This is a genomic window from Paraburkholderia sp. MM6662-R1, assembly GCF_050436245.1.
Taxonomy (GTDB): domain Bacteria; phylum Pseudomonadota; class Gammaproteobacteria; order Burkholderiales; family Burkholderiaceae; genus Paraburkholderia; species Paraburkholderia tuberum.
Genome location: NZ_JBNDLV010000001.1, coordinates 1,683,583 through 1,695,280 on the forward strand (window position 1 = coordinate 1,683,583; position 11,698 = coordinate 1,695,280).

Genomic DNA, 11,698 nt, shown 5'->3' on the forward strand with positions numbered 1-11,698 from the left:
GACTGAACAATGCTCGAAGTAGACCGACTGAACCAATACTACGGCGGCAGCCATATTCTGCGCGACGTGAAGCTCACGGTGCCCGACGGCAAGCTGACGGTGCTGCTCGGGCGCAACGGCGTCGGCAAGACCACGCTGCTGCGCTGCCTGATGGGCGTCGTGCCCGCGAAAAGCGGCGCGATCGCATGGCGCGGCGAACAGTTGATGAAACTGCCGACCCATGCCCGCGTCGCTCAGGGGCTCGCCTACGTGCCGCAGGGCCGCGATATCTTTCCGCGCCTCACCGTCGAGGAAAATCTGCTGGTGGGCGCCGCGAGCAGAAAGGCGCCGAAGAAAATCCCCGAGCGCATCTACGAGCTTTTCCCGGTACTGAAGGACATGCGCAACCGGCGCGGCGGCGATCTCTCCGGCGGTCAGCAGCAACAGCTCGCGATCGGCCGCGCGCTGATGAGCGAGCCGCAACTGCTGATCCTCGATGAGCCGACCGAGGGCATCCAGCCGTCGATCATTCAGGACATCGGCCGCACGCTGCGGCAGCTCGTCGAGGACATGGGCATGACCGTGCTGCTGGTCGAGCAGTACTACGACTTCGCCAAAGCGATCGCCGATCGTTACTGGGTGATGAGTCGCGGCGAGATCGTCGCGGGCGGCGAGGGGGCGAACATGGATGCGGATGGGGTAAGGGGATTGATTGCCGTGTAAGCGAGCTCAAGTTATCCGCCGCGCAACCGTTACACAGGCTAGAACGGTTCGACGAGGTGGACACCATGGACGACAACAAGCAGGTCAGACGCGAGTTTTACAGAAACCCAGCCTCTTATTGCAGGGTGATGAACGTCGTGTCGGCGGTCACTTTCGGTCTATTCGAAGTGGACAGCGGCGGTACGGTCGGCATGCTGTCGGTGCGCTGGGAGAAGCTCGGCAACGAACTCGCGCCGCAGCTGCACGCGTATTACGACAGCTGGCACGTGCTCGCGTCGTTCCCCGACGTTCTCGCGAGAATGGCCGGGACGACCGGGCCGTCGTGTTCGCCGGAAGCTTTCTGTCAGCTATTGCTCGACTGCGGATTCATCAATCGCGCGGAACGGGGCGTGGACGATCACGCCGAGCCGACACCCGTACCCTAGACGCCGCCGCGATACGGCCTGGGTCGGCGACACAACATCGATATAGAGGGAGAAAAGCATGTCCGTGACGGTTCACGTCGAATATCAGTATTGCCAACATGGCAAGAAAGCCATCCAGACAGGCAGCGACTCGTTGACCGTCCAGGAAAACACCCCCCGCGCGATCCTTGCGTTGCTGCGACTGTTGCATCCGCAGTGGGAGGGCATCAAGGTGCTGTCGGTGACCGAAGCCTCGCCCGAGAGTACCGCGTCGTAGCCGCTGCCGCGGCTTGCGCGCTTCGACACGCGTGCTATCCTCGTCGCACGCGCCGATTCCCCCCTCCATCCGCATGTCGCTTCACGAAAACCACGCCACGCTCGCCGCCGCGCACACGCCGTGGCGCGCGCGGCTCGAACTCGGCTTCGTCGGCGGCGACGCTCGCACGACGCTCGCGCACCGGCTGCACGACGGACCGCTGCGCGTGCAACGGCCGCTCTATCCGGAAGGCCCGTCGATCTGTCACGCGGTGATCGTGCATCCGCCCGGCGGCGTCGCGGGTGGCGATCAGCTCGACATCGACATCACGCTCGCCGCGCAAACGCATGCGGTGCTGACGACGCCGGGCGCAACCAAGTGGTACAAGTCGAACGGCCGCGCGGCGCGGCAGCGCATCGCGCTGCGTGTCGGTGAGCATGCGAAGCTCGACTGGCTGCCGCAGAACAACATCGTGTTCGATCACGCGAACGCGCACCTCGATTTTTCGCTGACGCTCGCCGACGGCGCGAGCGCAATCGGCTGGGACGCGACCCAGCTCGGACGTCAGGCGGCCGGCGAACGCTGGTCGGCGGGTAGCTTGCGCGCGGTGTCGCGCATCGTCGGCGCTAATGGCGAGCTGCTGTGGTTCGAACGCGCGAGCCTCACCGCCGACGATCCGCTGCGCGACGCGCCGCAGGGGCTCGCCGGCTTCCCGGCCTACGGCACGCTGTGGGCCGTAGGCGCCGCTTGCGACGACGCGCTCGCCGAATCGCTGAGCGCGCAACTGCCGTTCGACGACACGTTGCGAGCGGCCGCGTCGTGCGTGACGAACGGCGTGCTGCTCGTGCGCGCGGTGTCGCGCTCGATGGAAACGCTGCAGCACGCGCTCACGCGCTGTTGGCTGCAATTGCGGCCGGTCGTGCATGGCGTCGCGGCGGTGCCGTTGCGGATCTGGTCGACCTGACAGCGCGGCTTCCCGCTTTCGTCTTCATCACGCTGTTTGCGCACCAAGGCGGCGCACGCGCACGCCCCAACCCTGTGCGCGAACTGGCGTAGCACGCCGCCACGCCACGCCGCAGAGGGATGGCACACAGCTTGCGTTGCACTCGCCACTTCGCGGCCGGCCAAGATGAAGCCAGCGACGACCCGACACCCACGACACCACCACTGCTCACGCCCATGACCCGCACTCTCTCCCGCTCCGCGCGCCGCGCCTTGCTAGCCGCATTACTCGCCCTGCCCATCGTCGCCGATCTCGCGTTTCATGCGGCCCCCGCGCACGCCGACACGCTCGACAACATCGCCAAGGCCGGCGTGCTGAAGGTCGCCGTGCCCGAGGACTATCCGCCGTTCGGCTCGGTCGGCCCCGACATGAAGCCGCAGGGCTATGACATCGACACGGCCGCGCTGCTCGCCAAAGCGATGAACGTGAAGCTCGAACTCGTGCCGGTCAACAGCGCGAACCGCATTCCGTATCTGCAAACGGGCAAGGTCGACCTCGTGATCTCGTCGCTCGGCAAAACGCCCGAGCGCGAAAAGGTGATCGACTTTTCGAGCGCGTACGCGCCGTACTACCAGGGCGTGTTCGGTCCCGCCGACATCAAGGTGAGCGGTCCCGCCGATCTCACCGGCAAGACCGTCGGCGCGACGCGCGGCGCGCTCGAGGAAATCGGTCTCACGCAGATGGCGCCGAACGCGACGATCAAGCGCTTCGAGGACAACAACGCGACGATCGCCGCGTTCCTGTCCGGCCAGGTGCAGTTGATCGCAGCCGGCAACATCGTCGCGGCCGCGATCCTGGCGAAGAATCCGCCGCGCCGTCCGGAGCCGAAGTTCGTGATCAAGAACTCGCCGTGCTTCGTCGGCATGAACAAGAATGAGCCGCGCCTGCAACAGAAGGTCGATGCCGCGATCGCCCAGGCCAAACACGACGGCACGCTCGGTGCGATGTCGAAGAAGTGGTTCGGCGCACCGCTGCCCGCCGACCTGTAATTCTGCAAACGCGGTGGCATGCGCGGTCGCAAACGTAGTTGTAAGCGCGCCGTTAGCCGGACTTGATACCGTGACCGGATGATCGCGCGACGCCAGGCCCCCGTCACCGCGACGCGACCACGACGCCGCCACGACACATCAAACGCCGAGACCCACACCCGATGAAGCTGACACCTCGCGAGAAGGACAAGCTGCTGATCTTCACCGCCGCGCTGCTCGCCGAACGGCGCCGCGCGCGCGGCCTCAAGCTGAACTATCCGGAGGCGGTCGCCTTCATCACCGCCGCGCTGATGGAAGCCGCGCGCGACGGCAAGAGCGTCGCCGAGGTGATGCACTACGGCACCACGCTGCTCACGCGCGCCGACGTGATGGAGGGCGTGCCCGAGATGATCCCCGACATCCAGGTCGAAGCGACGTTTCCCGACGGCACCAAGCTCGTCACCGTCCATCACCCGATTCCCTGAACTCCTCTTCGTCAAGGCAGGCCCCATGATTCCCGGCGAACTCCTCATCGACGACGGCGAGCACGAACTGAACGCGGGCCGCGCGACGGTCACGGTGGTCGTGTCGAATACCGGCGACCGTCCCGTGCAGATCGGCTCGCATTACCATTTCTACGAGGTGAACGACGCGCTGTCGTTCGATCGCGAAGCGGCGCGCGGCTTTCGCCTGAACATCGCGGCGGGCACCGCGGTGCGCTTCGAGCCCGGTCAGGAGCGCACGGTCGAACTCGTCGCGCTGGCCGGCGAGCGCATTGTCTACGGCTTCAACGGCAAGGTGATGGGCAAGCTGTGATGCGCTGCCCGCGCCCTGGCGTTTCGACCGCCCTGCTCCGCCTTGCCTGTCGCTCGCTTGTAGCTCATTCCGGACCCACACCATGACACTACGCATTGGCCGCCGCGCATACGCGGAGATGTTCGGCCCCACCACCGGCGACCGCGTGCGCCTCGCCGACACCGAACTGCTGATCGAGATCGAGCGCGACTTCACGACCTACGGCGAAGAGGTCAAGTTCGGCGGCGGCAAGGTGATTCGCGACGGCATGGGCCAGTCGCAGCGCGTGCATGCCGAGGTCGTCGATACCGTCGTGACGAACGCGGTGATCCTCGATCACTGGGGCGTCGTGAAGGCCGACATCGGCATCAAGGACGGCCGCATCGCGGCGATCGGCAAGGCCGGCAATCCCGACATCCAGCCGAATGTGACGATCGCGATTGGAGCCGCCACCGAAGTGATCGCGGGCGAAGGGCTGATCGTGACCGCGGGCGGCATCGATACGCACATCCACTTCATCAGCCCGCAGCAGATCGAGGAAGCGCTCGCGAGCGGCGTGACGACGATGCTCGGCGGCGGCACCGGCCCCGCGACCGGCACGAATGCGACCACCTGCACGCCGGGGCCGTGGCATCTCGAACGCATGCTGCAAGCGGCCGACGGCTATCCGATGAACCTCGGCTTTCTCGGCAAGGGCAACGTGAGCCAGCCGGCACCGCTGACCGAACAGATCGCCGCGGGCGCGATCGGTTTGAAGCTGCACGAAGACTGGGGCACGACGCCCGCGGCGATCGACAACTGCCTTGGCGTCGCCGACGATACCGACACGCAGGTCGCGATCCACACCGATACGCTAAACGAAGCGGGCTTCGTCGAAGCGACCGTCGCCGCGTTCAAGGGCCGCACGATCCACACGTATCACACCGAAGGCGCGGGCGGCGGCCACGCCCCGGACATCATCAAGGTGTGCGGCGAAGCGAACGTGCTGCCGTCGTCGACGAACCCGACGCGGCCCTACACGGTCAATACGCTCGACGAGCATCTCGACATGCTGATGGTGTGCCATCACCTCGATCCGTCGATTGCCGAAGACATCGCGTTCGCCGAATCGCGGATTCGCCGCGAGACGATCGCCGCCGAGGACATCCTGCACGATCTCGGCGCGCTGTCGATGCTTTCTTCGGATTCGCAGGCGATGGGCCGCGTCGGCGAAGTGATCATCCGCACGTGGCAGACCGCGCACAAGATGAAGGTGCAACGCGGCGCGCTGCCCGAGGACAACGCGCGCCACGACAATTTCCGCGCGAAACGCTATGTCGCGAAGTACACGATCAATCCGGCGATCACGCACGGCATCGCGCATGAAGTCGGTTCGATCGAACCGGGCAAGTGGGCCGACCTCGTGTTCTGGGAGCCGGCGTTCTTTGGCATCAAGCCGTCGCTGATCCTGAAGGGCGGCATGATCGCGATGGCGCAGATGGGCGATCCGAATGCATCGATTCCGACGCCGCAGCCCGTGCACTATCGCGAGATGTTCGCGACGCGCGGCGGAGCGCTGGGCCGTACGTCGCTGACCTTCGTGTCGCAACTCGCCGCCGATGCGAATGTGGCCGAACGCTATGGTTTGCACAAGCGCATCGTCGCGGTGAAGAACTGCCGCAACGTGACGAAGGCCGACATGATTCACAACGCGTGGCGCCCGAACATCAGCGTCGATCCGGAAACCTATCAGGTGATCGCCGACGGCCAGTTGCTGACCTGCGATCCGGCCTCCGTGCTGCCGATGGCGCAACGCTATTTCCTGTTCTGATCATGCGTACACTGAACAAACTTCTCGCGCCGCATCTGAAGATCGCGCCGGTACTCGTCAAGCGCGCGCCGACCTTGACGCTCGCGTTCGATGAACGTCGCAAGAGCCGTCTCGCCGCGACGCTCGATGACGGCGAGGAAATCGCATTGCTGTTGCCGCGCGGCACCGTGCTGCGCGATGGCGACGTGCTCGTCGCCGATGATGGCGGGCTCGTGCGTGTCGTTGCGGCTGATGAAGCCGTGCTTGTCGTACGCGCATCGGACGCGTTGACGTTGACGCGCGCCGCCTATCACCTCGGCAATCGTCATACGCCGGTCGAAGTGGGCGCCGATTATCTGAAGCTCGAATACGATCCGGTGCTCGCCGACATGCTCGAGCGCATCGGCGCGACGGTCGAGCGGGTGTCGCTGCCGTTTCAGCCTGAAGCCGGGGCGTATGGCGGTGGACATAAGCATGGGCACGACGAGACGTTCGCCGAGGACTATGCAATCGCGCAGCAGGTGTTTGGTGAGCATCATGGGCATGAGCATGCTCATGCCCATGAGGGCTCTTCGCACTCGCACGATCACGACCATGACCATGACCATGACCACGTGCACGACGAATCGTGCGGACATGGACACCACCCGCATCGTCATGCGCATCGCTGAATTCACCGCGCTGCTGCATCTCGCGTCGCCAGCACTGCCGATTGGCGCGTTCAGTTATTCGCAGGGTCTCGAAGCGGCGATTGAAGCGCAGCTCATCACCGATGCCGACTCCGCGCGCATATGGATCGAACGCGGCCTGACCGACGTGCTCGCGCGCGGCGAGTTGCCGTTCCTCGCGCAGCAGATCGAACGCTGGCGCACGCACGACGCCGTGGAACTCGCCGACGCCAACGCCGAATTCCTGGCGAGTCGCGAGTCCGCCGAACTGCGCCGCGAAACGGAGCAGATGGGCTGGTCGCTGCGACAGCTGTGTGTGTCGCTCGAATGGGGCGACGTGGCGAGGCGCGAAACGCTCGCGTCGCTGACGCCACTCGCGCAGCCGAGCGCGTTCGCGTTCGCCGCCTATGCGCACGATGCTCCGGTCGATGCCGCGCTCGCCGCCTATGCGTTCAGCTGGGTCGAGAACCAGGCCGCCGCCGCGTTGAAGGCGGTGCCGCTCGGCCAACTCGCAGGACAACGCATCATCGTCGCGCTGCGTGAGCCGATCGAGGCGGCCGTCGCGCGCGCGCTCGCGACCTCGCGTGACGACCTCAACACGTTCGCGCCGCAGCTCGGCATTCTGTCGGCGCGCCACGAGTCGCAGTATTCGCGGCTCTTCCGCTCCTAGCACGATTCCCACGATCCATCATGAACGCATCTCATCATTCCGCTTCCCATACCGCGAGCCAGATCCGCACGAAGAAGCTGCCGCCGCTGCGCGTGGGCGTCGGCGGCCCGGTCGGCTCGGGCAAGACCACGCTGCTCGAAATGCTGTGCAAGGCGATGCGCGACCAGTACGACCTCGTCGCGATCACGAACGACATCTATACGAAAGAGGATCAGCGTCTGCTGACCGCCGCGGGCGCGCTGCCAGCCGAGCGCATCATGGGCGTCGAGACGGGCGGCTGCCCGCACACCGCGATCCGCGAGGACGCATCGATCAACCTCGAAGCGGTCGACCGCATGCTCACGCGTTTTCCGGATGCGGACATCGTGTTCATCGAATCGGGCGGCGACAACCTCGCGGCGACTTTCAGCCCGGAGCTGTCGGACCTGACGATCTACGTGATCGACGTCGCGGGCGGCGAGAAGATTCCGCGCAAGGGCGGACCTGGGATCACGAAGTCGGATCTGCTCGTGATCAACAAGACGGATCTCGCGCCGCTGGTGGGCGCGAACCTCGACGTGATGGCATCCGATGCGAAGAAGATGCGCGGCGAGCGGCCGTTTGTGATGTGTAATCTGAAGGTGCTCGACGGTCTTGATGATGTGGTGAAGTTTATTGAAAAGAAGGGGTTGTTGAAGGTGTGAGCAAGTGACGCTTCACTCGCCAGGATGGCATTCACGCAGGACACACCTCCGCAGGAAGAGGAAGCGGTCGACGCCGTAGCGCCGACACAAGCCGAATAAGCGACGAGTCGGTCGCGAAGCAGCAATAACACTCGGACGGTTCATATCACATAAGCAAGCGTTAGCCACAAAGTGCGTGGCGCTTGCGGCTTGAATAATTCGCTCGGCGCGGTCGTCACCGGCGTTCCGCGACTACTCCGGCAACAACGCCGCCAACACATCCACCGTCCTCGCCGTCGCCCCGCGATGCCTCGCCGCAAACGCGGCAGCCGCACCGCCCATCGCGAGCCGCCGCGACTTGTCGCCGAACAGCTCGCGCAGCGCGCGCGCCAGATCGGCCGGGTCCTGCACCTGCACGGCGGCACCGGCCGCGACCGCGTCGGCGGTGGCTTGCGTGAAGTTGAAAACGTGCGGCCCGATCAGCACCGGCACGCCGACCGCGCACGCTTCGATCAGGTTCTGTCCGCCAAGCGGCAACAGACTGCCGCCGATAAACGCAAGATCCGACGCCGCGTAGTAAGCGCCCAACTCGCCCATCGAATCGCCGAGCAGCACGTTCATCTCGCGAGGCAGCGGCGCCACGCCATCGTCGGCGGTGCGCGCCGCCGACGCGACCTTCGCATCGGGCGCCCAACTCGATCGGCGTTCGAGCCGCAACCCCGCTTTCTCGACGAGCGCCGCGACTTCATTGAAGCGCTGCGGATGACGCGGCACCAGAATCAGCAGCGCATCGTCGATGCCGAGCGCCGTGAACGCCTCGAGCACGAGCGCTTCTTCGCCCTCGCGCGTGCTCGCCGCGACCCACACGGGCCGCGTGCCGATCGCCGCGCGCCACGCGTGGCCGCGTGCCGCGAGTTCGGGCGGCGTGCTCATGTCGAACTTCAGATTGCCGAGCACCGCGACATTGCGCGCGCCGAGCGAGGTCAACCGCTCGGCATCGGACGGACTCTGCGCGAGCACGCGCGCGAAGCCGCCGAACACGTCCTTCGTCGCACCGCCGAATTTCGCCGCGCGCTTGAACGAACGTGCCGACATCCGCGCGTTGGTCAGCACGAGCGGCACGTCGGCGCGACGGCACTCGTCGATCAGGGTCGGCCACACCTCGGTTTCCATCACGAGACCGAGCGACGGCCGCCACCCGCGCAAGAAGCGCCGTACCGCATGCGGCATGTCGTACGGTAGATAACTGCGCAACACGCGGTCGCCGAAAATCTCGATGCCGGTCGCGCGGCCGCTCGGCGTCATGTGCGTAAGCAGAATGTGCGCGTCGGGGCGCGCCTTCGTCAGCGCATCGATCAGCGGCTGCGCGGCGCGCGTCTCGCCGACCGACACCGCATGCACCCAGATCAACGGCGCGCTGTCCTCCAACAGGCGCCCGCGCGAATAACCGAAGCGCTCGCCGATATGCTCGCGATAACCGCGCTCCTTACGCGAACGGATCAACAGACGCAGCACCGCAAGCGGCGCGATGAGCCACCAGAGCGCGCGATAGATCGCCCTTAGCATCGGCGCCCCGCGTGATTCGGAAAGCGCAGCGCGCTCACGCGCGCGATGCGGGCCGGCATCTGCCCGGCCCTCGAATCGACCGCCGCGCTCAAACCAGCGCCCTGCCCTTCAGGCGCTCGAGAATGCCGAGCGGCGCGCATTCCGGCTGCGCCATCGCCTTCACTGGCAGGAAGAAAGTCTGCTCCAGCATGAACTGGCCGGACATCACCGCATGCGAGGTCTGGTCGGAGAAGCACACCCACACGCTGCCCGGTGGAAACGGCATGGTCTGTTGCGGGCTCGTCTTCTGATAGTCGAGGTCGGCCTTCATGCCGTCGTGCAGACTGAGCATCAGATGATCGTATTCGCTGCGCAGCGATTTGGTCACGTGCAGCAGGTTCAGCAGCCACGCGGAGCCGGGCATCTGCGGCTTGATACGCGGCAGGAAGCGCTGCGCCATGTCCTCGAACGGCTCGCCGACGCGCCATACGCGCGGCACGCCATGGGGATTGACGTTGGTGAACACGCGCAGGATGCGCTCGCCGTAATTCGGCCGCGACGGAAACGCGTCGACGTGCAGACGGCTATCGTCCTTGCGCCACGAGGTTTCGCGTGTCTCGACCTGATGCAGCCGCAGGCTCGTCGGCGCGACCCGCAGCTTGCCGCTGTACTCGGGAAAGAGCCCGTCGACGAGCGTGCGCGCATTCGCCTGATAACGCGCGATCAACGCGCGCACCGCCGATTGCGTGACCGCATCGCCGGCCACGCCATGCAGCGCGCCGCCGTTCGGTTCGAGGCTGATGTTCTTGCGGTTCGGATCGGCGAGCGCCGGGTCGAGCAGCGCCTGCTCGCCACCGTCGATCGCGAAGCGCAGGTTCGGGAAGTACAGCACCTTGCCGCGCTCGACGCCGGCGAGCAGCGTCTCTCGAGGCACGGACAGGTTGCAGCCGTGCCAGTCGGCGTTCGCTACTTCGATGATCTGGGTTTCGTTCATGGTCGCCCTTTGGAACGGAGGGTGCGCAAGGCGAAGCGCACCGACAGGATGCAGCAGGTGCTGATGCCGGCCGGCCCGGGTTACAACAGCCCGAAGCCGGCAAGCACCGACTTCACCTGCTGCAGCGTAGGCGGCTGCCCCGCCGCGCCGAGATTGACGACGTTCGGCGACCAGTAGCCGCCGGTGCGCCACGCGGTCGAGAAATTGTACAACTCGACCGTGGGCCGCTTCAGCGCCGCCGCGATATGGACCAGACCTGTGTCAACCCCGACCGTCGCGGCGGCGCCATCGATCAGCCCCACCACCGCCGGCAGCGACAGCTTCGGCGGCACGATCGCGGCCGCGCCGAACTCCTTTGCGAGCCGCTCGCTGGTCGCGCGCTCGGCGTCGCTGCCCCACGGCAGCACGATCGACGCGCCGCGCCGCACCAGCGCCTGCCCGAGTTCGATCCACGCGGCATCGGGCCACTGCTTGTCGGCGCGCGAAGTCGCGTGCACGAACACCACGTACGGCACCGGCAGATTCAGATTCGCCTGCGACAGCGCGAGCGCGGCACGGCCCGTGTCGAGACCGAAGTCGATGTCGTCGGTAGGTTGCGGCGGCGGATCGTTCAGCGCCGCGGCCACCAGTTGACGCGTGCGTTCGACCACGTGCGTGCGCGGCGCGATCGGCACGCGCCGCCCGTAGAAAAAGCGCACCGGCCATTCGTAGCCGGCGCCTTCGGTACGGTTGCCGAGGCCGACGAGCGGTCCGCGCGCCATGTTCGCGAGCCACGCGGTCTTGATGAGGCCCTGGCAGTCGATCACCAGATCGTAGTGCTCGGCGGCGAGCGCGCGGCGAAACGCGCCGATCTCGCGCCAGTTGTCGACGGACAGGATGCGCTTGCGCCAGCGCCGCAGCGACACCGGAATCGCGCGCCGCACGCCGGCCACGAGTTCCACGAGCCCGACGAAGCTTTCCTCGACGAGCCAGTCGATCTGCGCGTCGGGATGGCGGCGCCGGATGTCGGCGATCACGGGCATGTTGTGAACGACGTCGCCCAGCGACGACACCCTCACGATCAGTATCTTTTGCGCGCTCAAGAGTGAGAAAACCGGCTATCCGGCTCGAAGATGCGTTGAAAGGACCGCAATTCTAGCGCGCCGTCCATGAAAGACATGAAAAACGCGGCGCGGTAAGGCAACCCGCGCCGCGTTCGGTATTGGCGACGCTTCGAGCCGTCTTAACGAACCTCGAAGCGCA

General features: G+C 66.0%; 14 protein-coding genes. 11 read left to right on the top strand and 3 right to left on the bottom strand.

Features of this window, described 5'->3' with window-relative positions:
- Positions 1 to 9: 9 nt before the first annotated feature.
- The 11 genes from urtE to ureG all read left to right on the top strand — a co-directional run bounded on the left by urtE (position 10) and on the right by ureG (position 7,938).
- Positions 10 to 702 (top strand): urea ABC transporter ATP-binding subunit UrtE, encoded by a 693-nt coding sequence (gene urtE / locus OKW39_RS07960; protein WP_018419653.1) that lies wholly within the window; start codon positions 10 to 12, stop codon positions 700 to 702.
- Between the two features lie 65 nt (positions 703 to 767).
- Positions 768 to 1,127, top strand: coding sequence for a hypothetical protein (locus OKW39_RS07965; RefSeq protein WP_244144829.1), 360 nt, complete (start codon positions 768 to 770; stop codon positions 1,125 to 1,127).
- A gap of 58 nt (positions 1,128 to 1,185) precedes the next feature.
- Positions 1,186 to 1,383, top strand: a complete 198-nt coding sequence (locus tag OKW39_RS07970) for a hypothetical protein (protein WP_184059700.1) — start codon at positions 1,186 to 1,188, stop codon at positions 1,381 to 1,383.
- A gap of 73 nt (positions 1,384 to 1,456) precedes the next feature.
- The gene (locus OKW39_RS07975) at positions 1,457 to 2,326 is read left to right on the top strand and encodes an urease accessory protein UreD (RefSeq protein WP_429362185.1); all 870 of its coding nucleotides are present in this window, start codon (positions 1,457 to 1,459) and stop codon (positions 2,324 to 2,326) included.
- 215 nt (positions 2,327 to 2,541) lie between these two features.
- A complete protein-coding gene (locus OKW39_RS07980; protein ID WP_429335880.1) occupies positions 2,542 to 3,354 on the top strand; it encodes a transporter substrate-binding domain-containing protein in 813 nt (270 codons plus the stop codon).
- Positions 3,355 to 3,515: 161 nt separating this feature from the next.
- Positions 3,516 to 3,818, top strand: coding sequence for an urease subunit gamma (gene ureA / locus OKW39_RS07985; protein WP_008923043.1), 303 nt, complete (start codon positions 3,516 to 3,518; stop codon positions 3,816 to 3,818).
- A gap of 25 nt (positions 3,819 to 3,843) precedes the next feature.
- Positions 3,844 to 4,149: an urease subunit beta gene (locus OKW39_RS07990; protein WP_018419648.1), complete on the top strand. Its 306-nt coding sequence runs from the start codon at positions 3,844 to 3,846 to the stop codon at positions 4,147 to 4,149.
- A gap of 82 nt (positions 4,150 to 4,231) precedes the next feature.
- Positions 4,232 to 5,938, top strand: coding sequence for an urease subunit alpha (gene ureC, locus OKW39_RS07995; RefSeq protein ID WP_429562385.1), 1,707 nt, complete (start codon positions 4,232 to 4,234; stop codon positions 5,936 to 5,938).
- Positions 5,939 to 5,940: 2 nt separating this feature from the next.
- On the top strand, positions 5,941 to 6,588 hold the full coding sequence (ureE, locus tag OKW39_RS08000; RefSeq protein WP_429562386.1) for an urease accessory protein UreE: 648 nt from the start codon (positions 5,941 to 5,943) through the stop codon (positions 6,586 to 6,588).
- Entirely contained in the window at positions 6,575 to 7,255 is a 681-nt protein-coding gene (locus tag OKW39_RS08005; RefSeq protein WP_429563472.1) for an urease accessory protein UreF, read from the top strand. The genes ureE and OKW39_RS08005 overlap by 14 nt, the downstream gene beginning before the upstream one ends.
- Positions 7,256 to 7,275: 20 nt before the next feature.
- Entirely contained in the window at positions 7,276 to 7,938 is a 663-nt protein-coding gene (gene ureG, locus OKW39_RS08010) for an urease accessory protein UreG (RefSeq protein WP_429562387.1), read from the top strand.
- 231 nt (positions 7,939 to 8,169) lie between these two features.
- Here ureG and waaA read toward each other — a convergent pair whose 3' ends face one another.
- The 3 genes from waaA to waaC form a co-directional block, all read right to left on the bottom strand.
- Positions 8,170 to 9,483, bottom strand: coding sequence for a lipid IV(A) 3-deoxy-D-manno-octulosonic acid transferase (waaA, locus tag OKW39_RS08015; protein WP_429562388.1), 1,314 nt, complete (start codon positions 9,481 to 9,483; stop codon positions 8,170 to 8,172).
- An 88-nt stretch (positions 9,484 to 9,571) separates the two neighbouring features.
- The gene (locus tag OKW39_RS08020; RefSeq protein WP_184020906.1) at positions 9,572 to 10,456 is read right to left on the bottom strand and encodes a Kdo hydroxylase family protein; all 885 of its coding nucleotides are present in this window, start codon (positions 10,454 to 10,456) and stop codon (positions 9,572 to 9,574) included.
- Between the two features lie 80 nt (positions 10,457 to 10,536).
- Positions 10,537 to 11,538 carry a lipopolysaccharide heptosyltransferase I gene (gene waaC / locus OKW39_RS08025; RefSeq protein ID WP_090803356.1) on the bottom strand — a complete coding sequence of 334 codons (1,002 nt, stop codon included), beginning with the start codon at positions 11,536 to 11,538 and terminating at the stop codon, positions 10,537 to 10,539.
- Positions 11,539 to 11,698: the final 160 nt, after the last annotated feature.